Raw genomic sequence first — 24786 nt, forward strand, 5'->3', positions numbered from 1 at the left:
GGTCAATGACCGGCGTTTTTGTAAGAAGCTTTAATGTTGTCTATCTGCTCGTCTTTCTCTTTCCAGAGCGTATTAAGCCAAAGCTGGAAACGACGTTTAAAATTCTTATCGTTAACGTAATCACCGTGCAGTTCCGTCTCAACAGGAACCAGATCAACATGAACCACAATACGCGTCAGTTTGCCGCTGAGCATGTCATAAAATGGCGTCTTATCGTTCTCCGGGTAGCAAAGCGTAACGTTCAATAATTTATCGAACTGCTCGCCCAACACGTTCAAGGCCATCGCAATGCCCGCAGCTTTAGGCGGCAGTAAGTGCTGATAAGGGGAGCGAGTCTGACTGCGCTTCTCTTCGGTAAAACGAGAGCCTTCTACAAAGTTAACAATCGTCGTTGGATGCGCACGAAATTTTTCGCAGGAGCGGCGTGTGGTTTCCACATCTTTACCGCGGCGTTCCGGATGACGAAGTAAATAGCTGCGTGAATAGCGTTTCATAAACGGCATATCCAGCGCCCAGCAGGCCAGGCCAATGAAAGGCACCCAGGCCAGTTGTTGTTTCAGGAAATATTTATTCATCGGGATATGTTTGCGAAACAGCACACATAACACCACGATGTCAGCCCAGCTGTGATGATTGCAGATCAGCAGATACCAGTTCTTTTTGTTGAGTCTTTCCAGACCCTGAACATCCCACTTCAGGTGCGGGTTAAGGCACAGCAGAATCGCCAGTCCTTCGCACCAGCAATACATCATAAAATTACAAAACGCAGAAACGGCTCGCCACACCGAGTGCACAGGCAGCAGCAGCTTAATCATTCCGGCAATAATGATCGGCACTGAACAGGCGATAGTCACCAGAATGGTTAAAATGATGCTTAACAGTAGTGTTATTGCAGCGAGCAATCTCGACATAATCAGTATTTTCAGGTGGTTAGCTTAAATTAAGCCGCCGCATATGCGGCGCAGGGCGCTGAGTTTATCAGAAAACAGACTAAAAAATGGTGCTTTCACACAGCGGGGGAGCGGCTTTTACCTGCTACAGCAGATATGTCTGCGATGACGGAATAAACGAGGCTTATATCCACATAGACTAAATTGTCATCAATTCGCGATATGGATAATGAGTACTAACTTAATGTGATGATAATAAACAATAAATTATATAATGGGATAGGATTTTTACGGCTGTTATTCATATGTAGTGAAAATATGCACAAACTTATCCACAGTTTGATTTTTGCGAGCGATCCTCTCGATCGCAAAATCTTTTCCTGTATCAGGCGCTAATAACTGATGTTTTCATCCTTCTGTGGCATCCTTTACCCATAAATTGATTAAAGGCACGGACATTATGGTTCAGATCCCAGAAAACCCTCTTATTCTCGTCGACGGCTCTTCTTACCTGTATCGGGCATACCATGCGTTTCCTCCTCTGACCAACAGCGCAGGGGAACCCACCGGCGCAATGTACGGCGTGCTGAACATGCTGCGTAGCCTGATCCTTCAGTATCAGCCAACCCATGCGGCAGTGGTCTTTGATGCAAAAGGTAAAACCTTCCGCGACGAGTTGTTTGAGCATTACAAATCCCATCGTCCGCCGATGCCTGACGATCTGCGAGCGCAGATCGAGCCGCTGCACACCATGGTGAAAGCGATGGGGCTGCCGTTGCTGGCCGTTTCTGGCGTTGAGGCCGACGACGTTATCGGCACGCTGGCGCGTGAAGCAGAAAAAATGGGCCGTCCAGTGCTGATCAGTACCGGTGATAAAGATATGGCGCAGCTTGTGACGCCAGGTATCACCCTGATTAACACCATGACCAACACCATTCTGGGGCCTGAAGAAGTCGTCACAAAATATGGTGTGCCGCCTGAGCTGATTATTGATTTCCTCGCGTTGATGGGCGACTCCTCAGATAACATCCCTGGTGTGCCGGGCGTCGGTGAAAAAACCGCGCAGGCGCTGCTTCAGGGGCTGGGTGGGCTGGATACGCTCTACGCGGAATCGGATAAAATCGCCGGGCTCACCTTCCGTGGTGCGAAAACCATGGCGGCGAAGCTGGAAGATAACAAAGAGGTGGCTTATCTCTCTTATAAGCTGGCCACAATCAAAACCGATGTCGAGCTGGAACTGGGCTGTGAGCAGCTGGAAGTGCAACAACCTTCCGCTGACGATCTGCTGAGCCTGTTTAAGAAATACGAATTTAAGCGCTGGATCACTGACGTGGAAGCCGGTAAATGGCTGCAGGCAAAAGGCGCGAAACCTGCCGTGAAGCCGAAAGAGACGATTGTTGTGGATGCTGAAGAGCAGGCAGACGAAGAGGTCGTCGCGCTTTCTTTCGACAGCTACGAAACCCTTCTTGAAGAGTCACAGCTGGTCGCCTGGATCGAGAAGCTGAAAAAAGCGCCGGTCTTTGCCTTTGACACCGAAACTGACAGCCTCGATAACATCTCGGCCAACATGGTGGGCCTGTCATTTGCCACCGAACCGGGCGTTGCGGCCTATGTCCCTGTTGCACATGATTACCTGGATGCGCCGGATCAGATCTCCCGCGACCGCGTCCTTGAGCTGTTGAAGCCGATTCTCGAAGATGACAAGGCGCTCAAAGTTGGGCAGAACCTGAAATATGACCGCGGCATTCTGCAAAACTACGGTATTGAGCTGCGCGGCATCGCCTTCGACACCATGCTGGAATCCTACATTCTGGACAGCGTGGCAGGCCGTCATGATATGGATTCCTTATCTGACCGCTGGCTCAAGCACAAAACCATTACGTTTGAAGAGATTGCCGGAAAAGGTAAAAATCAGCTCACCTTTAACCAGATTGCGCTGGAAGAGGCGGGTCGTTACGCGGCGGAAGACGCCGATGTGACGCTGCAGCTGCACCTGAAGATGTGGCCAAAGCTGCAAAAGCAGGAAGGCCCGATGAACGTATTCCAGCATATCGAAATGCCACTGGTGCCGGTGCTGTCCCGCATCGAACGCAACGGCGTAAAAATCGATCCAACGGTGCTGCATAACCACTCGGGTGAACTGGCGCAGCGTCTGACCGAGCTTGAGCAAAAAGCCCATGAGCTTGCCGGAGAGCCGTTTAACCTCTCTTCACCGAAGCAGCTGCAAACCATTCTGTTTGAAAAGCAGGGCATCAAGCCGCTGAAGAAAACCCCTGGCGGCGCGCCATCAACCTCTGAAGAGGTGCTGGAAGAGCTGGCGCTGGATTACCCGCTGCCAAAAGTGATTCTGCAGTACCGTGGTCTGGCGAAGCTTAAATCGACCTATACCGACAAGCTCCCGCTGATGATCAACCCGAAAACGGGTCGCGTACATACATCGTATCATCAGGCTGTCGCGGCGACCGGTCGTCTCTCATCAACCGATCCTAACCTGCAGAACATCCCGGTACGTAATGAAGAAGGCCGCCGTATTCGCCAGGCTTTCATCGCACCAGAGGATTATCTGATTGTCTCTGCTGACTACTCGCAAATTGAGCTGCGCATTATGGCGCATCTGTCCCGCGACAAAGGCCTGCTGACCGCGTTTGCCGAAGGGAAGGATATCCATAGGGCAACCGCGGCGGAAGTCTTCGGCTTGCCGCTGGAGAGCGTGACAAACGAACAGCGTCGCAGCGCGAAAGCGATTAACTTCGGTCTGATTTACGGGATGAGCGCCTTTGGCCTGTCACGCCAGCTCAACATTCCGCGTAAAGAGTCGCAGAAGTATATGGATCTCTACTTCGAGCGCTACCCGGGCGTGCTGGAGTATATGGAACGCACCCGTGCGCAGGCGAAAGAGAAAGGCTACGTTGAAACGCTGGATGGTCGTCGTCTGTATCTGCCGGACATCAAATCCAGCAACGCGGCGCGCCGTGCAGGCGCAGAGCGTGCGGCTATCAACGCCCCAATGCAGGGAACCGCTGCTGACATCATCAAGCGTGCGATGATCGCCGTGGATGCCTGGCTGGAAAAAGATAAACCGCGCGTGAAAATGATCATGCAGGTACACGATGAACTGGTGTTCGAAGTGCACAAAGACGATCTTGAAAAAGTGTCTCAGAAGATCCACGAACTGATGGAAAGCAGCATGAAGCTGGACGTTCCGTTGCTGGTGGAAGTGGGGAGTGGCGAAAACTGGGATCAGGCTCACTAAGGGTTCATGGAATAACGCGCGTTTTATGTAAGTTAGCAACATAACGACGTGCGTTTTGTGACAATCATTAGAATTCCCTATGTAAAGAATGAAAAAAAACTACAAAAAGTGCTTTTTCTACAGATAAAAAAGGGGTAGAGTTAACGACGTAGGGTACAGAGGTAAGATGTTCTATCTTTCAGACCTTTTACTTCACGTAATCGGATTTGGCTGAATATTTTAGCCGCCCCAGTCAGTAATGACTGGGGCGTTTTTTATTGCGGCAAAGAAAATGTCAGGCAAAAAAAAGCGCGGACATTGCCGCGCTCATATTTACTCTTCTTCCGCTTCTGTCGCGGGTTCCAGCTCGTTAAACCAACTGTCGAGCTTCTGACGCAGTTTATCCACGCCCTGTTTTTTCAGCGAGGAGAATGGCTCAACCTGCACATCACCGTTAAATGCCAGCACCGCTTCGCGAACCATATTCACCTGTGCTTTTCGCGCACCGCTAGCCAGCTTATCGGCTTTGGTCAGCAGAACCAGCACGGCGATATCGCTCTCTACAGCCCAGTCGATCATCTGCTGATCGAGATCTTTCAGCGGATGGCGGATATCCATCAGCACCACCAGACCTTTCAGGCACTGGCGTTTTTCCAGGTACTCACCCAGCGCTCGCTGCCATTTGATCTTCATCTCTTCAGGTACTTGCGCATAGCCGTAGCCCGGTAAGTCGACCAGGCGTTTGCCTTCTGCAACTTCAAACAGGTTGATCAGCTGAGTACGGCCAGGTGTTTTTGAGGTGCGCGCCAGGCTCTTCTGATTGGTCAGCGTATTCAGGGCGCTGGATTTTCCCGCATTGGAGCGGCCAGCGAATGCCACTTCAATACCCGTATCAGAAGGCAGGTGGCGAATATCAGGCGCACTGGTGACAAAATGCGTCTGTTGGTAGTTCCAGGTAGTCACGTGGTCGTCTCCAAAAATCGTAATCTGCGGGGGATTATACCTGAATGCGGGCAAAAGGCTTTTCCCATCGTACCAGGCCTGTAAGCGAAAACCCTCTAATGTGTAAGAGATCGGCTACAAACGCTATGGGACATTTAAGAGAAATCGCAGGTGTTTAAAAATGCAAACTATTAAATATCATAGACTTGATAGTGAGTAATAATCCGAAAATCCGTTTTTGTACCCTTTCGTTGCTTGTTAGTTTAAGGGAAAAAGGTAAAGTGTGCGTCAAGGCGAGGATGCCAACAGGATTACGACTTAAGGATAAGGGTCAGGAGCGCCAGGAGGCGAAGACTCAGGATTGTCAGGATGACGGGCGCCTGGAGGCGTTTTTACAGGAAACGGAACCGTATCACGGACGGTATTAGCCAAGGGATAAACAGGGTTTGTTGTTGGCAAACATGGAATGTCTGGCCCGCTAAGGGTTGTGAGTCAGGAAAAAAGGCGACAGATTGCTCTGTCGCCTTTTTTCTTTGCTTGCTTTCTGCTAGATTTCGCCGCAATTCTATACTGAATAAAACGGCTTAAAGATAAAACATCATGAAAAAACCGACCACCGCAGCGGGCGCGAAACGCCCAGCAAAAGCACGCCGCAAAACGCGCGAAGAACTGAACCAGGAAGCGCGCGATCGCAAACGCGATAAAAAGCATCGTGGCCATGCTGCGGGTAGCCGTGCAAGCGGTAGCGGTGCAACGGGCGCTTCTGCAAAAGGTAAGGCGCAGAAAGATCCCCGTATCGGCAGTAAAACTCCCATTCCACTGGGCGTGACAGACACCCCAGTCACTAAGCAGCACAAACCAAAGAGCGAGAAACCTATGCTTTCACCGCAGGCTGAGCTGGATTTGCTGGAGAACGATGAGCGCCTGGATGCGCTGCTGGAACGTCTTGAAGAAGGTGAAACCCTGACCGCAGAAGAACAGTCATGGGTTGATGCCAAACTGGACCGCATTGATGAGCTGATGCAGAAGCTGGGCCTGTCATACGACGATGACGAAGATGAAGAAGAAGACGAGAAGCAGGAAGATATGATGCGTCTGCTTAAGGGTGGAAACTAACATTTGCACCCGGCAGGCTCAATAGTCCTGCTTATAACCCTTCCGGTTATATGTTATCTGGTGTGGTTATTCGTTAAACTACGGCGGTTGTCGCGGCGACATCAGTGGCTGCGCACCCGAATGATGGCTCGCAATGGGGCCGGACCGGGCCGCCGTAAACGAACGCGACACCAACGGAAGGAGTGAGCATGTCAGCACCAACTATCGACTGGGATTTGGCCCTAATCCAGAAATATAACTATTCCGGGCCGCGTTATACCTCATACCCCACCGCGCTGGAGTTCTCCGATGCTTTCGGCGAGGCGGATTTTCAGCAGGCCGTCGCGCGCTATCCCGAGCGTCCGCTGTCGCTTTATGTCCATATTCCGTTTTGCCACAAGCTCTGCTACTTCTGCGGATGCAATAAAATCGTTACCCGCCAGCAGCACAAAGCCGATCAGTATCTTGATGCGCTTGAGCAGGAAATCCTGCACCGCGCGCCGCTGTTTGCCGGTCGTCACGTCAGCCAGCTTCACTGGGGCGGCGGCACGCCAACGTACCTGAATAAAGCGCAGATCAGCCGTTTGATGGCGCTGCTGCGCGGCAACTTTAATTTTAACGACGATGCTGAAATCTCGATCGAGGTCGATCCGCGCGAAATCGAGCTGGATGTACTGGATCACTTACGCGCCGAAGGTTTCAACCGCCTGAGCATGGGCGTGCAGGACTTCAACAAAGAGGTGCAGCGTCTGGTCAACCGCGAGCAGGACGAAGAATTTATCTTTGCCTTACTCAACCACGCGCGTGATATCGGCTTTACGTCGACCAATATCGACCTGATTTACGGCCTGCCAAAGCAAACGCCGGAGAGCTTCGCCTTCACGCTGAAGCGCGTGGCTGAACTCAACCCGGACCGTCTGAGCGTCTTTAACTATGCGCACCTGCCGACGCTGTTTGCTGCTCAGCGCAAAATCAAAGATGCCGATCTCCCTTCTGCTCAGCAGAAACTGGATATTTTGCAGGAAACTATCACCTCGCTGACCGAAACCGGTTATCAGTTTATCGGGATGGATCACTTTGCCCGTCCGGATGACGAGCTGGCGATTGCCCAGCGCGAAGGCGTTCTGCACCGCAACTTCCAGGGCTACACGACGCAGGGCGATACCGACTTGCTGGGGATGGGCGTCTCGGCCATCAGCATGATTGGCGACTGCTACGCGCAGAACCAGAAAGAGTTAAAACAGTATTATCAGCAGGTTGATGAAACGGGCAACGCGCTGTGGCGCGGCATCGCGCTAACCCGCGACGACTGCATCAGACGCGATGTGATTAAGGCGCTTATCTGCAATTTCCGTCTCGATTTCAGTGACGTGGAAGCACAGTGGAATCTGACCTTCAGCGATTATTTTGCAGAAGATCTGAAGCTGCTTGCCCCGCTGGCCAAAGATGGGCTGGTGGATGTTACTGAGGGTGCCATTGAGGTCACGCCGAAAGGGCGTCTGTTGATCCGTAATATCTGCATGTGCTTTGACGCCTATCTGCGTCAGAAAGCGCGCCTGCAGCAGTTCTCGCGGGTTATTTAAGCCGCTTTCGGCTTAGGCAACCGCGAAATGTAGGCCGGGTAAGCGAAGCGCCACCCGGCACTGCCAAAATCACTCCATTCCCAGCTCTTTAAGCTTGCGCGTCAGGGTATTACGCCCCCATCCCAACAGGCGAGCGGCCTCCTGCTTATGGCCCTGCGTATGACGAAGCGCGGTGGTTAACAGCGTACGCTCCATCTCAGGCTGAGCTTCAGACAGCAGGTTTTGATGACCGGAACGCAGTGCGCGGTCAGCCCACTGCGCCAGCAGCGTTGCCCAACTGTCCGGCAGCGCGTGACCGGTGCTGCTTTCAGGTGCAGTGGCTTCAAACAGCTCTGCGGGTAAATCCTGAATCAGCACTTCCTGTCCGGCGGCCATCACGGTTAACCAGCGACAGGTGTTTTCCAGCTGGCGCACGTTGCCCGGCCACGCAAGTCGGGTGAGGGCGGCATCGGTTTCCGGGTGAAGCTGCTTGGCCTCCACGCCAAGCTCGCGGGCTGCCACCTGCAGGAAATGACGCGCCAGGCGGGGAATATCTTCCCGGCGCTCGCGTAGCGGCGGCAGGTGAACGCGGATAACGTTCAGGCGGTGGAATAAATCCTCACGGAATTTTCCCTCCTGCACGCGCAGCTCCAGGTTCTGGTGCGTCGCAGCGATAATGCGCACGTCCACCTTCACCGGCGCATAGCCGCCCACGCGGTAAAACTGTCCGTCGGCCAGCACGCGCAGCAGGCGGGTCTGAACGTCCAGCGGCATATCACCGATTTCATCCAGGAAAAGCGTCCCGCCGTCAGCCTGCTCAAAGCGCCCCTGACGAATAGTATTCGCCCCGGTAAACGCCCCTTTTTCGTGGCCGAACAGCTCGGACTCAATCAAATCCTTCGGAATGGCCGCCATATTCAGCGCGATGAAAGGCGCTTTAGCCCGCGGACTATGGCGATGCAATGCATGGGCAACCAGCTCTTTACCGGTACCCGATTCGCCGTTAATCAATACGCTGATGGACGAACGCGACAGACGCCCGATGATGCGAAACACATCCTGCATCGCAGGCGCTTCACCGATGATGTCCGTAGTGGGGCCAAAATCGGGCGCATTACGAGGCTGCTGTTGTTCCTGGTAGTGGCTGATGGCGCGTTCAACCAACGCCACCGCCTCGTCGATATCAAACGGCTTTGGCAGGTAATCAAACGCCCCTTGCTGGTAGGCGCTCACTGCGGCATCCAGGTCGGAGTGCGCCGTCATTATGATGACCGGAAGCATAGGGTGGCGTTGTTTGATCTGCTTTAACAACGCCAGCCCGTCCATTCCCGGCATGCGAATATCCGAAAGCAAAACATCTGGCGTTTTGGTGGTGAGTGCGTCGAGCACCTCGCTGCCGCTCTCAAACGTCGTGCAGCTTAACCCCGCCCCAGTGAGCGCGCGTTCCAGCACCCAACGGATGGAGCTATCGTCATCGACTACCCAGACTATCCCTCGTTGCATAAACGTCACCTTTATTTTTTAATCGGCAGGAAAACCGAAAACTCGGTATGTCCCGGCCAACTGGTAAATTCAATTTTGCCAGAGTGTTGGTCGATCAAACTGCGGGCAATGGATAACCCCAGCCCGGTGCCGCCTTCGCGGCCGCTGACCATCGGGTAAAACAGCGTGTCCTGCAGATGCGGCGGGATACCCGGACCGTTATCTTCAACGTCGATGCGTGCCGCCAGACGATAGCGCACGCCGTGCAGCGTGAGCTGGAAGGCGGTGCGGGTACGTAAAATAATCTCGCCCCCTTCCGGTCCCAGCGCCTGTAGCGCATTACGTACAATATTCAGCAGAACCTGTTCAATCTGGTCCGGGTCATGCGCCAGTTCCGGCAGGCTTGGGTCGTAATCGCGCACCAGCGTGACGTTCTCTGGCAGTTCCATCGAGACGAGCTTCACCACCCGCTCCGCCACTTTATGAATGCTTTCAGAGACGTGCATGCCCGGCTGCTGCGGCCCAAGAAGACGGTCTACCAGATTCCGCAGACGGTCGGCCTGCTCAATGATGACGTTGGTGTACTCTGCCAGTGCAGGGTCGGGCAACGCCTTGGTCAGCAGCTGTGCTGCACCGCGTAAGCCACCCAGCGGGTTTTTTATCTCATGCGCCAGGCCACGCACCAGGTCACGAGCGGCAATTTGCTGCGCATGCTGAAGCTGCTCCTGGCTGAGCCGACGCTGATTATCCATCGGCGCCATTTCCAATAGGATCAGTCCTTCGGGAAGACGTTGCGCGGTAAGAGAGAGAATATGTGAACGCCCGTCGATCACCAGTGTCACTTCGTTATCGGTGAACCCCTGTCCGGCCTGCAAACTCTCCTGCATCAGGCCAATATTCAGCGAAAAATAGCTCAACAGTTCAGGAAGCGGGGTGCCAAACAGCTTGCGTGAGCTCTGGGCGAGCAATTGCTGCGCCGCCGGGTTGGCGTAATGCACCGCCAGCTCGTCATCGACCAGCAAAATACTGTTAATTAAGGAATTGAGGATCTGCCCAGCATCGGGCAGCGTGCCAGTTGCCATTCAGCAGTCTCCTGGAGTTGGTTGCACTAATTTAGTGCAGTATAGCTTTTTCGGCGTAAAAAGCGCGTCAGATCAGGTTGTTGGTGGAGAAAAAAGCCCATCCGGAGATGGGCTAAAAGTTTCCACGGCAACTACTCCCGACGTTTATCACGCCGGGTAAAACAACTCGATTAAACGCTGTAGTACAGTTCGAACTCAACCGGATGCGGAGTCATACGCACGCGGTCGTTCTCTTCAATACGCAGCGCGATGTAAGCGTCGATAGCTTCATCGGTGAACACGCCGCCAGCCGTCAGGAACTCACGGTCTGCGTCCAGCGCGTTCAGTGCCTCTTCCAGAGAGCCTGCAACCTGTGGGATCTCTTTCGCTTCTTCTGGCGGCAGGTCATACAGGTTTTTGTCCATGGCTTCGCCAGGGTGGATCTTGTTCTTAATACCGTCCAGACCGGCCATCAGCAGTGCTGCGAAGCACAGGTATGGGTTAGCCGCTGGGTCCGGGAAGCGAACTTCGATACGACGCGCTTTCGGAGAAGCAACAACCGGGATACGGATAGAAGCAGAACGGTTACGGGCAGAGTAGGCCAGCATCACCGGTGCTTCGTAGCCTGGGACCAGACGCTTGTAGGAGTTAGTGGTTGGGTTCGCCAGGGCGTTGATCGCTTTAGCATGTTTGATAACACCACCGATGTAGTGCAGCGCCTGCTCGGACAGACCGGCATATTTGTCGCCAGAGAACAGGTTGGTACCGTTCTTGGACAGGGACATGTGGCAGTGCATACCGGAACCGTTGTCGCCAAACATTGGTTTTGGCATGAAGGTCGCGGTTTTACCGAAACGGTGCGCAACGTTGTGCACAACGTATTTGTAGATCTGAATCTCATCCGCTTTTTTGGTCATGGTGTTGAAGCGGGTAGCGATTTCGTTCTGGCCAGCGGTCGCCACTTCGTGGTGATGCGCTTCCACAACCAGGCCCATCTCTTCCATGATCAGACACATGGTAGAACGGATGTCCTGTGAAGAATCGACCGGAGGAACCGGGAAGTAACCGCCTTTCACGCCAGGACGGTGACCTTTGTTACCACCTTCGTATTTGGTGGAAGAGTTCCATGCGCCTTCGATGTCATCGATAGCCACGTGGGAACCTGAAATTGACGCGCCGAAGCGGATGTCGTCAAACAGGAAGAACTCTGGCTCTGGCCCGAACAGAACGGTGTCTGCGATGCCGGTAGAACGCAGGTACTCTTCAGCGCGTTTCGCGATGGAGCGTGGGTCACGATCGTAGCCCTGCAGCGTGCCTGGCTCGAGGATATCGCAACGGATGATAAGGGTTGGCTCTTCGAAGAACGGGTCAATGAGCGCAGTGGTTGCGTCTGGCATCAGAACCATGTCGGATTCGTTAATGCCTTTCCAGCCACCAATGGAGGAGCCGTCAAACATTTTGCCTTCTTCAAAGAATTCGGCGTTCACCTGATGAGCAGGGATTGTGACGTGCTGTTCTTTACCTTTGGTATCGGTGAAGCGCAGATCAACAAACTTCACTTCATGTTCGTTCAGCATCGTCAAAACGTGTTCAGCGGACATACTTAACTCTCCAGATTGGTCATTGTCGTCGTGGTAACGAGGTCTTCAACTTCTATCAAGGTGGCTGTGATGCCATCTTTTTGCCGTATTTTTATAAAGCGAAATCTGTGCCAACTTTTAAAACACCCCAAAAAGGCGTTATCATGCGCACCATAGTGCAAAAGGGCTGCACCACAATGGATTTGTTGCACCAGTATAGTGCTTCAATGTGAACATTGAGCACCATATTGGTGCAATTTACGTTAAAGTGCCCTTTTACCGCTCCGTGAAAGCGATCACAAAGCATCTCTGCAATACTTGTTTGCGGGGGATGTTTGTGATCCTGTTTTGTAGTGCGATTAATCCGTGTACAATAACGCGCTATTTCTAAATGCCTGAGGCAAAGTTGTGATCGAAAAATTGCGTAACATCGCCATCATCGCGCACGTCGACCATGGTAAAACTACCCTGGTTGATAAGCTGCTGCAGCAGTCCGGTACATTTGATGCTCGTGCCGAAACTCAAGAACGCGTGATGGACTCCAACGATTTGGAGAAAGAGCGTGGGATTACCATCCTCGCCAAAAACACCGCTATCAAATGGAATGACTACCGTATCAACATCGTTGATACCCCAGGGCACGCCGACTTCGGTGGTGAAGTTGAACGTGTAATGTCCATGGTAGACTCCGTTCTGCTGGTCGTTGACGCAATGGATGGCCCAATGCCCCAGACGCGCTTCGTGACCAAAAAAGCGTTTGCTCATGGTCTGAAGCCAATTGTTGTTATCAACAAAGTTGACCGTCCTGGCGCGCGTCCTGACTGGGTTGTTGATCAGGTCTTCGACCTGTTCGTTAACCTCGACGCGACCGACGAGCAGCTGGACTTCCCTATCGTTTACGCTTCTGCGCTGAACGGTATTGCAGGTCTGGACCATGAAGACATGGCCGAAGACATGACCCCGCTGTACCAGGCGATTGTTGACCGTGTTCCTGCACCAAACGTTGATCTCGACGGCACCCTGCAGATGCAGATCTCTCAGCTCGACTACAACAACTACGTTGGCGTAATCGGCATTGGTCGTATCAAGCGCGGTAAAGTTAAGCCTAACCAGCAGGTCACTATCATCGATAGCGAAGGCAAAACCCGTAACGGTAAAGTGGGTAAAGTACTGACTCACCTGGGTCTTGAGCGTATCGAGAGCGACATCGCTGAAGCGGGCGACATCATCGCCATCACCGGTCTGGGTGAACTGAACATCTCCGACACCATCTGCGATCCGCAGAAAGTCGAAGCGCTGCCAGCCCTGTCCGTTGATGAACCAACCGTATCCATGTTCTTCAACGTCAACACCTCTCCGTTCTGTGGTAAAGAAGGTAAGTTCGTTACCTCTCGTCAGATCCTTGACCGCCTGAACAAAGAGCTGGTGCACAACGTTGCGCTGCGCGTTGAAGAAACGCCAGACGCTGATGCATTCCGCGTTTCCGGTCGTGGTGAGCTGCACCTGTCAGTTCTGATCGAAAACATGCGTCGTGAAGGTTTCGAGATGGCGGTTTCCCGTCCGAAAGTTATCTTCCGCGAAATCGACGGCCGTAAACAAGAGCCGTTCGAAAACGTCACGCTGGACGTTGAAGAGCAGCATCAGGGTTCTGTGATGCAGGCTCTGGGTGAGCGTAAAGGCGACCTGAAAAACATGAATCCAGATGGCAAAGGCCGCGTACGTCTCGACTACGTGATCCCAAGCCGTGGCCTGATCGGCTTCCGTTCAGAGTTCATGACCATGACGTCTGGTACGGGTCTGCTGTACTCCACCTTCAGCCACTATGACGATGTTCGTCCGGGCGAAGTCGGCCAGCGTAACAACGGCGTTCTGATCTCCAACGGTCAGGGTAAAGCGGTTGCGTTCGCACTGTTCAGCCTGCAGGACCGCGGTAAGCTGTTCCTGGGTCACGGTGCAGAAGTTTACGAAGGCCAGATCATCGGTATTCACAGTCGTTCTAACGACCTGACTGTAAACTGCCTGACCGGTAAGAAACTGACCAACATGCGTGCGTCAGGTACTGACGAAGCAACGGTTCTGGTTCCACCGATCAAGATGACCCTGGAGCAAGCTCTGGAATTCATCGATGACGACGAACTGGTAGAAGTGACTCCACAGTCAATTCGTATCCGTAAACGTCACCTGACCGAGAACGATCGTAAACGTGCAATGCGCGGTGCGAAAGAAGAGTAATACAGGTTAGCGTTTACGCTGTCCTGTATGTAAAAAGCCGCTGAGCGATCAGCGGCTTTTTTATTAGAACGAATACCGTAATCCCAGGCGAATCCGGTACTGCTCGCGGTTGTAATCATTCCATCGGTCCAGCCACTGCAGCTCAAGATACGGCAGCCAGTTTCTGTCGATCTTATAGCTGAACTTATTGGTAATCTCCCAGTGATGGTCTTTGCCATTTTTGCTGTGGTAATCATTCACCCGCTGGAAAAAATGCGGTTCAAAGGTGTAGAAAAACGCATCCGTCACTTTGAAATTCCAGTAGTTGGCAAACTCGTGCGTGTCGTTTTTATCCATCTGCCCGTTATAGTCCGGCGTATCGTAATTGTTATGGTTATAGCGATAGCGGAACGTCAGGTTGAACCCGTCCGTAAATTTGTAGTTGGTATCTAAATAAACCGCACCACCAGACCCTGCGCTGCTGTCGTTAATCAACCCGCCGGGCTGGAAGGTGAGTTTGTCGGTCGGTTTGAAGAGCGGATACCACCCCTCTATTTCGTTATAGCTGTGCTTGAGTTCATCCCATTTCCCCACGTTATAAGCGTTGGTGAACATCAGCCCCGCGCCCATATCGAAGTTATATCCCGCGCGCAGGATCACCTCGTGCAGCTCAGAGGCCGTATTGTAGGCTTCACGCGTTTCGACATATGCCCCGGCAAATACCGGGCAGGACACAGACGACACGATCAGTACAGTAATGATTCTTTTCATAATTTGTCCATGTATCAGGTACAGAAAGGCCTCCCTCCTGATTAACAGGAAGGAAAGAATGGCCGGATTTATTGTTATAAAGTGACTGCTGACGCTTTATTGTTGGTGGTTATCTCAGGGGTATTCGCGGATTGTTTTTTCCGTTTTCCAATCTCCTCAATGATGGAAGCGAAGCGCGCTTCGTTGAGTTTATAAAAAAGTCCCATAGTGATGGCGGCGATAATCGCCAGACCGCAAGGCCAGAGAAAGATAAGCTGACGCAACCCCAGCAGCGTGCCCGCGCTCTGCACGGCATGGGGAATGTAGCCAATCTGGGTCAGCATAATCCCGGGCAGGAAACCGGCGAGCGCGGCGGAGATTTTGCGCGAGAAGGTGTAGCCGGTATACACCGACCCTTCGGCACGAATGCCGGTTTTCCACTCGCCATAATCAACCGTATCCGGCACCAGCGCCCAGTTGAGGCTGTTCACAAACGCCGTGCCGAAAAAGGCCATGCAGGAAAACAGTACGAACAGCAGGGAGCTGGTTCCCCAGAAGAAGTTCAGCACGTCGCCCACTGCCCATAGCGTCAGCCCGCCCAGATAGACCGGCTTCTTGCCAAATCGCTTCACCGCGCCCGGCACCAGAAACACGCCAATCAGAATGCAGCCCATGCTGAAGAAGCCCATCCACGACAGCAGGTGCAGATCGTTCAGCACGTACTGGGTGTAATAGACCTGAATCGCCAGCTTGATGTTAAATGCGGCGAGGGTACACAGGTTGGCGATACATAGCACCAGCAGCGGCGGGTTACGAAAGATGGCGCAGAACGATTTCAGCATGCCGGGCTTATGATGATCGGGCGTGAGCTCCACGTAGCGCTCTTTCACGCCGCTATAGCACCACCACATGCAGAACAGGCCGCCGGTGACGAACACCAGCGCGGCCACCAGATAGCCCAGGGAGGGCTGGCTGACGAACAGCGCCTGAATGGGCATAAAGCCGACGGTGCAGAGCAGCAGTCCCACCGTTGCGCCACCCTGACGCCACGCCGCAAGCTGCGCGCGCTCGTTCGGGTTTTTGGTGATAGCCGGGACCATCGCGCCGTAGGCGCAGTTCATCAGGCTATAACAGAGGCCAAACATCATGAAGAGCACGGTAGCGAGAGCCGTTTTCACCGTCAGGCTAAAGTCGTTGGCCATAAACTGCGCCGTCGCGACCAGCGCCACCGGGACGGAAGCGTAAAGAATGAATGGCCGGAACTTCCCCCTCGGTCCGATGTTGCGCCGCGAGTCGAGCAACACGCCGGTCAGCATGTCGGTCAACGCGGTAAAAAACTTCGCCACCAGGAAAATGATGCCGCCATAGAACGCAGGCATACCCAGTTCGTCAGTATAAAACTTCAGCAAATACAACGTCCCGATACAGAGCATCAGGTTCGAGCCAAAATCGCCCATCCCGTAGGCGCACTTCTCTCGCAGGCTCAACTTCAGGGTTAACGGATCACTGTTATGTGTCATGGTCGATCCTCAGAGCGCCCCGCAGGGCGCTTTCTCACGTCATTTATGCCGTACGTTTGCGCAGTTCAATCTCTTCCACGATGCGCACATACATCTTCTCGTTGAGGTTGTAGAAGCAGCCCATCGCCACGATGGTGATGACCGCCAGCAGGCTCGGATAGATAAATATCAGCTGCCGCAGCCCTTCAACCGTTCCGGCGGATTGCACCACGTTGGGCACATAGCCGATTTGGGTGAGCATGATCCCCGGGAAAAAGCCCGCCAGCGCCTGCGATACCTTCCGGAAGAAGGTAAAGCCGGTGTAGACCGTCCCCTCGGAGCGCACGCCGGTGCGCCACTCGCCGTACTCCACGGTATCGGAGACCAGCGCCCAGTTCAGGCTGTTCACGAACGCGGAACCGAAGAACGCCAGGCAGGAGAACGCCACGAAGCTCACCGAGCCGCCGCCGAAGAAGTAGTTGAGCAGATCGCCCGCCACCCAAATCATCAGCCCGCTGATGTAGACCTTTTTCTTGCCAAAACGCCGCACCGCACCGGGCATCATAAAGACGCCGATAAAAATACAGCCCATGCTGCAGAAGCCCATATACGACAGCAGGATCGGGTCGTTCAGCACGTACTGCGTGTAGTAGACCTGGATGGCGAGTTTGACGTTAAAGGCGCCCAGCGTGCACAGGTTGGCGATGCACAGGATAAACAGCGGACGGTTCCCGGCGATGGCGCGAAACGACTGCAGCAGGCCCGGTTTTTGCGCCGGGTTTGCAGGCTGTGTCTCGACGTAACGCTCCGTCACGCCCTTATAGCACCACCACATGAAGAACAGCCCGAACAGCGAGAAGAGGGTTGCAGCGAAGATATACCCAAGCTGGTCGTTACCTTCTATCAGGTTCATCACTGGCACAAAGCCCACGGTACAGAGCAGCAGGCCCAGCGTGGCGCCGCCCTGACGCCAGGCGGCCAGCGACGCGCGCTCGTCCGGGTTTTTGGTAATGGCGGGCACCATCGCGCCGTAGGAGCAGTTCATCATGCTGAAGAACAGGCCGTACAGCATAAACAGCACCGTCGCCATCACCGTTTTACCGGTCATCTCAAACGGCGTGCCGACGAAGTTGGCAATTGCCAGCAGCGTCACCGGGAAGGCCGCATACAGTACGAACGGGCGGAACTTCCCTTTCGGGCCAATCTTGCGCCGGGAGTCGAGCATGATCCCGGTACCCATGTCGGTGAAGGCGGTAAAGAACTTCGCAATCAGGAAGATAATCCCGCCGTAGGTGCCCGGCAGCCCCAGCACGTCGGTGTAAAACTTCAGCAAATAGAGCGTGCCGATATCCAGCAGGATGTTAGAGCCGAGGTCGCCCATCCCGTAGGCGAGTTTTTCTTTAAACGGCAGTCGTAGGGTTGCCGGATCGGAAGTAAGTTGACTCATTATTATTCTCCGTCTGCCCGCAGGTTTCCCTGCGGGCGAGCCTTATCAGATATGACGTAAGGTGCTAAACAGATCTGCCCATTCGCTGTGCTGGCGATAGAACACCGGCGGCTTGCCGAGCGGAGCATCAACGGTGACGTCGCCGCCCTGGCAGGTTTCCCCGGTCCACGCATTGACCCAGCTGTCCTGCGGCAGATAGAGCGTCCAGTCGCGACGGCCCTCTTCATAAACCGGCGCCACCAGCAGGTCACGGCCAAACAGATACTGGTATTTCAGCGTGAAGGCGCGCGCGTCGTCCTCGTAGTGCAGGAACAGCGGGCGCATCACCGGCAGGCCGCTTTTCGCGTTCTGCGCAACCGCAGCTTTGATGTACGGCTTCAGGGTGGTGAACACGGTGGTCATGCGCGCGAAGTGGGCGATGGTTTCCGCATCGCCGTCGAACTGCCAGTTATCGCCAGGGCGGTTGCCCTCGTGGGTACGCATCATCGGCGTAAAGGCGCTGAAGTCGCACCAGCGCAGCAGCAGCTCTTTGCTGCGCTTCATCTCGAAAAGCGTCGTATAGCCGCCAATGTCGCTGTGGTGTAACCCGTGCCCGGTCATTGCCAGTGAAAGGGCCGCCGGTACGACGGACGCCAGACCGTCGTCCAGGCTCCAGTCGACGTTCTGATCGCCCGCCCACATCATCACAGAGTGCTTCTGGCTGCCGGTGTATCCCGCGCGCATAAAGAACAGGATCTCTCCGAGCTTGCCGGTCTCCTCCAGCGCTTCGTAGTTACATTTCGCCCACAGGGCAGGCCAGGCGTTATGCATGATCTCCGCGCTCACGCCGTTGTGCAGGAAGGTATCGGTTGGCAGATACTCCCCGAAATCGGCCATCCAGCCGCCGCAGCCCAGTTCAATCAGGTTCTTTTTAATCACCTCTTTGTACCAGCTGTAGGCTTCCGGGTTGGTCAGGTCGATAACGCCCGCGTAGAACTCGCCGAACTCAACGTGGTAATCCTTGCCGTCGGCATCTTTGGTCAGATAGCCGCGCTTCGACGCCTCTTCGCAGAGATCTTTATCGCTGGCGACGTACGGGTTGATATAGGAGAGGAACTGCACGCCTTCCTGTTTCCACTGCGCAATCCGCTCATCAAGCTGCGGATAGAGCGCGCTGTTCCACTTCCAGTTCCACATCACGCGTTTGCCAAAGGAGGTCATCCGGATGCCGGACCAGTCCTGCGCCCAGATGCCGTTTACCTTCACGCCGCCCTCGCGCATGGCGTCGAGCTTCTGCTGACACACCTCGGTGCCGCCCTGAATACCCAGCGTCACGCCGTCGTAAACCCAGTCCGGCAGCTCCGGTTGACGCCCCAGCAGGCCGGTCAGTTTTTCCAGCAGATCGACGTAGGTTTCCGCACATTCGAAGCGCAATGTGGCGTTATCTTCCCAGAACGCCAGCTCGTGGAAGTCCGGCGCGCTGAAGTCGAAGTTCATATAACAGCTGTTATCCACGTGGCAGTAGTACTTCTGGGTGCTCACGAAGGTGGGCTGCGGGAAGAAGGTCCAGTAGTAATCGCCGCCCGCGTTCTCTTTGCAGTCGGCCTGCCAGGTTACGTAGGTTTGCTTATTGCGGCCCACGCCCTGCTCGCTGGTCCACAGCGGGAACGGCTTGCCGCGCAGATCGAAGTACGAGAACTGCTCGCCGCAGCCGTAGATATGATCTTGTGGCTGAGCCGCCAGCCGCAGCCAGATGCGGTTATGGCCGGGAGCATCGTTTTTAAGCTTCAGCTCAAGACGACCTTCCGCATCGACGCCCACCAGCAGCGTGGCGCTCACCGCATCGCCGCGGGTAAAGCGGATCGCCCAGCCCGCGCTTTGCTGCGTGACGGTCGCGTCCGTCAGGGCAATCTTTTCGTTGAGCTTGTCTTTGATGCTGAAGTTGCCGCGAAACATCTCGATATCCGCCTCGCCTGCGCCGATCCACAGGCAAGGGGCATCATCGGTGTGGGATAAAATCAGGCGGTCCTGCCAGCGCAGGGTGAAACCACTTTCGTTATTTTTCAGGTCAATATTGTGTAGGGTACGCATAAAAACTCCGTCTTTATTATTTGGCCAGGCTATCCAGTAATCCGGCGGCTACGGCTGGGGCTAAGCCCGGCGCCAGCGGCAGGCGGGGGATCGCCAGGCAGTGCAGCAGGTGGTAAATATCCTGCTTGCCGTCCCAGACTTTGGTGGTCACTTTGTTATTGGTGTCCAGCTCCTGCCACCAGGAACCGTTTTCGTAATCCATCAGGTACTTGATGCAGTAATCCCACCATTTCTGATACCAGGCTTCGTACTGCGCCTCACCGGTGACGGTGTAGAGCGCGTAAGCCGTGCCCATCGCCTCGACGATCGGCCAGCGCACGCGTTCGCGCACGATAGGCTTACCGTCCCAGCCCACGGAGTAGACAAACCCGTCGGCCCCGTCGGGTGCCCAGGCGTCGCGGATAGTGGCGTGAAACAGGCCTTTCGCATCTTCCAGCAGCCACTCCGGCGGGGTTTCAAAGCGGGCTTCCAGCGCGGCGCGCAGGTGCAGCATCAGGCGGCCCCACTCAATCCAGTGCCCCGGCGTGCCGCCATAGGCGCGGAAGCGGTGGGCGGGGTTATCGATGTTGTAATCGCGGATCGGGTTCCAGTTCGTATCGAAATGCTCATTAACGCGATACTCCCCTTTGCGCGCCACGTCGTGAATAATCACCGAGGCGATACGCAGGGCGCGGTCGAGCCATTTCCGGTCGTGGGTCACGTCATAGACAATCAGAAAGGCTTCCACGGCGTGCATGTTGGCGTTACCGCCGCGGTAATCTTCCGTTTTGCTGAAGGCTTCGTCCCAGGACTCCAGGCACATCTGCTCCTGTTCGCTCCAGAAGTAGCGCTCAATCACCTCGATGGCGTCGTCCAGCAGCTTGCGTGCCTCGGGGTGACCGGTGGTGACGGCGCTCGCCGCGCCCAGCAGGACGAAGAAATGCTGATAGCCCTGCTTGGACGCATCAATCACGCCTTCATCGTTTACGCAGGCGTACCAGCCGCTGTGCTGTCTGTCGCGCAGCGGACCGTTCAGGGCATTAATGCCGTGCTCAACCAGGGCGTACGCGCCGGGGCGCCCCATGTTCGCCGCTACCGCATACACGTGCAGCATGCGGGCGGTGATCCACAGATGGGTGCCCATATCGCTGCGCACCTGCCCGTTATTGCCCAGCCAGCCAAAGCCGGTTGGTAAGGCGGCGTTTTTACCGAAATCGAGAATGCGGTCGGTCTCTTGTTCGAGCCAGCGGTTATGGCTCAGGGTGTTAAACCATTTCATGTTCGGGTCCTTTCTCAGCGGCGAGCCATCATTTCGTCGACGATCTCGCCCAGACGCTGCAGTTTTGGTACGGAAATATCGCGGAGCATCAGCTCCGTATCCGGCAGGCCAATCACGGATGACCAGACGGCGCGACCAGCTAAAAAGCCCGATGCCCCTGCCTGCATCGCTACGCTCACGGCGCGCGGAAATAACTTATCGTCCACGCCGGAAGAGAGGATCACCCACGGCATAGCGATGTGCTCGTTCAGCTTCTGCGAGGCCGCCAGCAGCGCCGGCTGCGTGCCTTTGCCAAACAGCGGCATCTCCACTTTGTAGAGGTCGGCACCGCTGTCACCCAACTCTTTGGCCGCGTCGATAATCGCCTGTTCTCGGTCAAACGCGGCACCGCGACGCGGCGGACGCACAACCGGCTCGATAATGCTCAACAGCCCGTTGTCGTGGCACAGCGTGTTGAACGCCTTCACCATCTCAAGACGCTGCTGCGGATCTTCATCACTGCGCCACAGTACCAGCAGCTTCAGCGCCTTGCCGCCATCGCGTTTCACCGCCTGCGCGTCAATATTCTTGTCGATCACCACGCTGTCGACCGGAATGCCGTTACCCGGGATAAACTCGTCGGCCGCCACAATCATCGCGCAGCTTTTGGCGACGGCCTGCTGCGCCACAATCTGGCGATAGCAGAACTGCTGGTCGACGAGAATGGCAGAGGCGTACGGCGACAGAATCTTCGCCGCGTTAACCTTAAAATCCGTGAGGTGCTGGTCGGTTACCGGCACCGGCGCGCCTGCCGCAGCAAACATCAGGCGCATCGCTTCGCGCTGGTCCACGGCCAGCATCGCAAAACCGCCGGAAGGTCGGGTGATATCTTTCAGGGTGTACATCGTCATTCCTCAGTCCTTTCGTATCAGTGTGATTTTTTCAGCCCGGCAGATGCGCGAACCTGTTCAAGAATGGCCGTCCAGTCTTCGCGCCCGCGCCCGGCGGCGCGTGCCTGGTTGTAAACTTCGCGGGAGGCCGCGCCCAGCGGCATCGGAACGTGGAGCTGGTTGGCCACGTCCAGGGCGATCCCCAGATCTTTATGCGCAAGGTCGATCATGAAGGCGGGTGAAAGATCCCCTTTCAGCACCTTGTTCGGCCATGAGGTGGTGAAGTGACCTTTGCCGGCTGGCGTGCCGCTCATCACCTTGAGCGCCACGTCAAAGGAGAGGCCAAGCGCTTCGCACAGTACGGCGGCCTCTGCCGACAGGGCGTTGAGGGCGATGCTCATGTAGTTATTGATGAGCTTCACGCGGATGCCCATTCCCGGCCCGCCGGCGTTAATCAGTTCATTGCCCATCGCCATTAAGACGGGGGTGGCGCGCTCAACCTGCTGCGCCGTACCGCCCGCCAGCAGAAGCAGCGTACCGGCGATGGCATGGTCAGAGGTGCGTCCGACGGGCACGTCCATCAGGCTGAAGCCTTGCTCAGCCATGTCGCGGATCAGCGTGTCGGTTTGCAGCGGGTGAATGGTGGACATATCAATGACCAGCGCGTCGCGGGATAACCCTTCGCACACGCCGTGCTCGCCGAACAGCACGCTGCGCACCAGGTCGCCGTTTGGCAGCATGGTAATCACGAATTCGGCATCCGTTGCTGCCTGTGCGGGCGTAGCCGCCGCCCGTGCGCCGTTTTCCACCAGCGCCTGAACCGCCTGCGGGTTCACATCAAAAACGTTAAGCTGGTGGCCCTGTTTCAACAGATTCTTCGCCATGGGCGCGCCCATCTGCCCTAATCCGATAAATGCGATTGCTGACATGCCTTTCTCCTGTCACATCGTGTCAATTTTTGCGCGTTTGTGGTGTCTGTTTTTGATCGTATTTGTAATTTATAGTCAAAAAATTGACACGGGTCACTTTTTAAACATTTGGTGAAATTAAAATGAAGGCATCAGAAATCGCAGAAGGAATCACCATGACTCGCATCGTTTGTGTCGGCATAACCGTGCTGGATCGCATCTGGTATCTCGATGATTTACCTAAAGAAGGTGGGAAATATGTCGCAAAAGACTATACGGAAGTGGGCGGCGGTCCGGCGGCAACTGCGGCCGTGGCGGCGGCAAAGCTGGGCGCGGAAGTGGATTTTATTGGTCGGGTGGGGGACGACGATACCGGTAGAAGGCTGCTGGCGGAGCTGGAGTCCCTGGGGGTGAACACCCGCTACACGCGCGTGTTTAAAGATGCGCGTTCGTCACAGTCTGCGGTGCTGGTTGACGGCAGCGGGGAGCGCGTGATTGCGAACTATCCCAGCCCCGATCTCCCTGCCGCGGCAGACTGGCTGCGTGAAATCGACTTCTCGCAATGGGATATCGTGTTAGCGGACGTGCGCTGGCATGACGGCGCAAAGCAGGCTTTTACCCTTGCCAGGCAGCAGGGAGTGCCAACCCTTCTTGATGCGGATGTCACCCCGCAGGACATCGCGGATCTGGTTGCCTTAAGCGATCATGCGGCCTTCTCCGCACCGGGACTCCGGCGCTTAACGCAGCGGGAGGAAACCGAAGACGCGCTGAAAAAAGCACAAACGCTCACAAACGGACATGTTTACGTCACGCAGGGGCGTGACGGCTGCTTCTGGCTGGAAAATGACACGCTGTGCCATCAGCCCGGCTTTGAGGTCAACGTCATTGATACCACCGGGGCGGGCGACGTTTTCCACGGCGCGCTGGCGTTCAGCCTGGGGCAGCAAACGTCCTCAGCCGACGCCGTGCGTTTTGCCAGCGCCGTCGCAGCCCTTAAATGTACAAAGCCCGGCGGGCGTGCGGGTATACCCGACTGTGATCAAACCCGCTCTTTTTTGTCACTTTTTGTATAAAATGCGGGGCGTGATGGTTTTCAGAGGACAGCCCATGAGCCTTACCGAACTGACCGGCAACCCGCGTCACGATCAGCTGCTAACGTTGATTGCCGATCGCGGCTATATGAACATTGATGAACTGGCACAGCTGCTGGATGTCTCCACGCAAACCGTGCGCCGGGATATCCGCAAGCTCAGCGAGCAGGGGCTGATCACGCGTCATCACGGCGGCGCGGGCAGGGCATCCAGCGTGGTGAACACGGCATTCGAGCAGCGTGAAGTCTCGCTTACCGAAGAGAAGCGGGCCATTGCTGAGGCGATTGCGGACTATATTCCCGATGGTTCAACTATCTTTATCACCATCGGGACGACCGTGGAGCATGTTGCCCGGGCGTTGCTTAACCATAATCATCTGCGCATCATCACCAACAGCCTGCGGGTGGCGCATATTCTGTATAAGAATCCGCGCTTTGAAGTCATGGTGCCGGGTGGCACGCTGCGTCCGCATAACGGCGGCATTATCGGCCCGGCGGCCACGGCGTTCGTATCGGGATTCCGTGCGGATTACCTGGTCACCAGCGTCGGGGCGATCGAACACGACGGCGCGATGATGGAATTTGACGTCAATGAAGCCAGCGTGGTGAAAACCATGATGGCCCACTCTCGCCACATTCTGTTAGCGGCCGATCATACGAAATATCAGGCGTCTGCGGCGGTGGAAATTGGCAACGTTGCGCAGGCGACGGCGCTCTTCACCGACGAACTGCCCGGTTCGGCGCTGCAAAATCATCTCAAATCCAGCAAAGTTGAAATTGTTGAAGTGATTTCAACCGACGAACAGCAGGCAGGCTAACGCTTCTCCTGGCCCGACATTC

The 24786-nt window shown here is 55.2% G+C and carries 18 protein-coding genes; 6 read left to right on the top strand and 12 right to left on the bottom strand.

What is annotated here, in order from left to right; all coding sequences use genetic code 11:
- Nucleotides 1-2: 2 nt before the first annotated feature.
- A complete protein-coding gene (locus HV355_RS12525) occupies nt 3-911 on the bottom strand; it encodes an acyltransferase (RefSeq protein ID WP_182402078.1) in 909 nt (302 codons plus the stop codon).
- A gap of 439 nt (nt 912-1350) precedes the next feature.
- Between HV355_RS12525 and polA the strand changes: the two genes are divergently transcribed.
- On the top strand, nt 1351-4143 hold the full coding sequence (gene polA / locus HV355_RS12530) for a DNA polymerase I (RefSeq protein ID WP_182402080.1): 2793 nt from the start codon (nt 1351-1353) through the stop codon (nt 4141-4143).
- Nucleotides 4144-4455: 312 nt separating this feature from the next.
- Here the strand turns inward: polA and yihA are convergent, their stop codons facing one another.
- Nucleotides 4456-5085 (bottom strand): ribosome biogenesis GTP-binding protein YihA/YsxC, encoded by a 630-nt coding sequence (gene yihA, locus HV355_RS12535; protein ID WP_010436812.1) that lies wholly within the window; start codon nt 5083-5085, stop codon nt 4456-4458.
- A 579-nt stretch (nt 5086-5664) separates the two neighbouring features.
- Here yihA and yihI point away from each other — a divergent pair.
- Nucleotides 5665-6180, top strand: coding sequence for a Der GTPase-activating protein YihI (gene yihI, locus HV355_RS12540; RefSeq protein WP_089600439.1), 516 nt, complete (start codon nt 5665-5667; stop codon nt 6178-6180).
- A gap of 188 nt (nt 6181-6368) precedes the next feature.
- The gene (gene hemN, locus HV355_RS12545; protein ID WP_182402082.1) at nt 6369-7742 is read left to right on the top strand and encodes an oxygen-independent coproporphyrinogen III oxidase; all 1374 of its coding nucleotides are present in this window, start codon (nt 6369-6371) and stop codon (nt 7740-7742) included.
- A gap of 69 nt (nt 7743-7811) precedes the next feature.
- On the opposite strand, the gene glnG is transcribed toward hemN, so the two are convergent.
- The 3 genes from glnG to glnA all read right to left on the bottom strand — a co-directional run bounded on the left by glnG (nt 7812) and on the right by glnA (nt 11865).
- Nucleotides 7812-9224 (bottom strand): nitrogen regulation protein NR(I), encoded by a 1413-nt coding sequence (glnG, locus tag HV355_RS12550; RefSeq protein WP_042716381.1) that lies wholly within the window; start codon nt 9222-9224, stop codon nt 7812-7814.
- A gap of 11 nt (nt 9225-9235) precedes the next feature.
- Nucleotides 9236-10285, bottom strand: a complete 1050-nt coding sequence (gene glnL, locus HV355_RS12555; RefSeq protein ID WP_010436825.1) for a nitrogen regulation protein NR(II) — start codon at nt 10283-10285, stop codon at nt 9236-9238.
- Between the two features lie 170 nt (nt 10286-10455).
- Nucleotides 10456-11865 (bottom strand): glutamate--ammonia ligase, encoded by a 1410-nt coding sequence (glnA, locus tag HV355_RS12560; RefSeq protein ID WP_010436828.1) that lies wholly within the window; start codon nt 11863-11865, stop codon nt 10456-10458.
- A 387-nt stretch (nt 11866-12252) separates the two neighbouring features.
- On the opposite strand from glnA, the gene typA reads away from it, so the two are divergent.
- On the top strand, nt 12253-14076 hold the full coding sequence (typA, locus tag HV355_RS12565; RefSeq protein ID WP_010436831.1) for a ribosome-dependent GTPase TypA: 1824 nt from the start codon (nt 12253-12255) through the stop codon (nt 14074-14076).
- A gap of 63 nt (nt 14077-14139) precedes the next feature.
- On the opposite strand, the gene ompL is transcribed toward typA, so the two are convergent.
- The 7 genes from ompL to yihU all read right to left on the bottom strand — a co-directional run bounded on the left by ompL (nt 14140) and on the right by yihU (nt 22877).
- Nucleotides 14140-14826, bottom strand: a complete 687-nt coding sequence (gene ompL / locus HV355_RS12570) for a porin OmpL (RefSeq protein ID WP_023333894.1) — start codon at nt 14824-14826, stop codon at nt 14140-14142.
- Nucleotides 14827-14900: 74 nt separating this feature from the next.
- The gene (locus tag HV355_RS12575; protein ID WP_182402084.1) at nt 14901-16325 is read right to left on the bottom strand and encodes an MFS transporter; all 1425 of its coding nucleotides are present in this window, start codon (nt 16323-16325) and stop codon (nt 14901-14903) included.
- Between the two features lie 43 nt (nt 16326-16368).
- On the bottom strand, nt 16369-17751 hold the full coding sequence (locus tag HV355_RS12580; protein WP_182402086.1) for an MFS transporter: 1383 nt from the start codon (nt 17749-17751) through the stop codon (nt 16369-16371).
- Nucleotides 17752-17796: 45 nt separating this feature from the next.
- Nucleotides 17797-19821, bottom strand: a complete 2025-nt coding sequence (locus tag HV355_RS12585; RefSeq protein WP_182402088.1) for an alpha-glucosidase — start codon at nt 19819-19821, stop codon at nt 17797-17799.
- Nucleotides 19822-19837: 16 nt separating this feature from the next.
- Nucleotides 19838-21079: a sulfoquinovose isomerase gene (gene yihS, locus HV355_RS12590; RefSeq protein WP_182402090.1), complete on the bottom strand. Its 1242-nt coding sequence runs from the start codon at nt 21077-21079 to the stop codon at nt 19838-19840.
- 14 nt (nt 21080-21093) lie between these two features.
- Nucleotides 21094-21969: a sulfofructosephosphate aldolase gene (gene yihT, locus HV355_RS12595; protein ID WP_023333889.1), complete on the bottom strand. Its 876-nt coding sequence runs from the start codon at nt 21967-21969 to the stop codon at nt 21094-21096.
- Nucleotides 21970-21986: 17 nt separating this feature from the next.
- Complete coding sequence (yihU, locus tag HV355_RS12600) at nt 21987-22877, bottom strand: sulfolactaldehyde 3-reductase (protein WP_108417977.1); 891 nt, start codon at nt 22875-22877, stop codon at nt 21987-21989.
- A 155-nt stretch (nt 22878-23032) separates the two neighbouring features.
- On the opposite strand from yihU, the gene HV355_RS12605 reads away from it, so the two are divergent.
- Together HV355_RS12605 and HV355_RS12610 are read left to right on the top strand one after the other, a co-directional pair.
- Nucleotides 23033-23929 (top strand): sugar kinase, encoded by an 897-nt coding sequence (locus tag HV355_RS12605; RefSeq protein WP_108417976.1) that lies wholly within the window; start codon nt 23033-23035, stop codon nt 23927-23929.
- A gap of 34 nt (nt 23930-23963) precedes the next feature.
- The gene (locus HV355_RS12610; RefSeq protein ID WP_032639926.1) at nt 23964-24764 is read left to right on the top strand and encodes a DeoR/GlpR family DNA-binding transcription regulator; all 801 of its coding nucleotides are present in this window, start codon (nt 23964-23966) and stop codon (nt 24762-24764) included.
- Nucleotides 24765-24786 lie beyond the last annotated feature (22 nt).

Origin of the sequence: Enterobacter sp. RHBSTW-01064, assembly GCF_014103035.1 — a bacterium.
Lineage (GTDB): Bacteria > Pseudomonadota > Gammaproteobacteria > Enterobacterales > Enterobacteriaceae > Enterobacter > Enterobacter mori.

Excerpts from the sequence above, each read along its gene's own strand:
- yihT (WP_023333889.1), bottom strand. The coding sequence starts at position 21,969 with ATGACGATGTACACCCTGAAAGATATCACCCGACCTTCCGGCGGTTTT.
- polA (WP_182402080.1), top strand. The coding sequence starts at position 1,351 with ATGGTTCAGATCCCAGAAAACCCTCTTATTCTCGTCGACGGCTCTTCT.
- glnG (WP_042716381.1), bottom strand. The coding sequence starts at position 9,224 with ATGCAACGAGGGATAGTCTGGGTAGTCGATGACGATAGCTCCATCCGT.
- glnA (WP_010436828.1), bottom strand. The coding sequence starts at position 11,865 with ATGTCCGCTGAACACGTTTTGACGATGCTGAACGAACATGAAGTGAAG.
- HV355_RS12525 (WP_182402078.1), bottom strand. The coding sequence starts at position 911 with ATGTCGAGATTGCTCGCTGCAATAACACTACTGTTAAGCATCATTTTA.
- HV355_RS12585 (WP_182402088.1), bottom strand. The coding sequence starts at position 19,821 with ATGCGTACCCTACACAATATTGACCTGAAAAATAACGAAAGTGGTTTC.
- HV355_RS12575 (WP_182402084.1), bottom strand. The coding sequence starts at position 16,325 with ATGACACATAACAGTGATCCGTTAACCCTGAAGTTGAGCCTGCGAGAG.
- hemN (WP_182402082.1), top strand. The coding sequence starts at position 6,369 with ATGTCAGCACCAACTATCGACTGGGATTTGGCCCTAATCCAGAAATAT.
- HV355_RS12605 (WP_108417976.1), top strand. The coding sequence starts at position 23,033 with ATGACTCGCATCGTTTGTGTCGGCATAACCGTGCTGGATCGCATCTGG.
- ompL (WP_023333894.1), bottom strand. The coding sequence starts at position 14,826 with ATGAAAAGAATCATTACTGTACTGATCGTGTCGTCTGTGTCCTGCCCG.
- HV355_RS12580 (WP_182402086.1), bottom strand. The coding sequence starts at position 17,751 with ATGAGTCAACTTACTTCCGATCCGGCAACCCTACGACTGCCGTTTAAA.
- yihI (WP_089600439.1), top strand. The coding sequence starts at position 5,665 with ATGAAAAAACCGACCACCGCAGCGGGCGCGAAACGCCCAGCAAAAGCA.
- HV355_RS12610 (WP_032639926.1), top strand. The coding sequence starts at position 23,964 with ATGAGCCTTACCGAACTGACCGGCAACCCGCGTCACGATCAGCTGCTA.
- yihS (WP_182402090.1), bottom strand. The coding sequence starts at position 21,079 with ATGAAATGGTTTAACACCCTGAGCCATAACCGCTGGCTCGAACAAGAG.
- yihU (WP_108417977.1), bottom strand. The coding sequence starts at position 22,877 with ATGTCAGCAATCGCATTTATCGGATTAGGGCAGATGGGCGCGCCCATG.
- glnL (WP_010436825.1), bottom strand. The coding sequence starts at position 10,285 with ATGGCAACTGGCACGCTGCCCGATGCTGGGCAGATCCTCAATTCCTTA.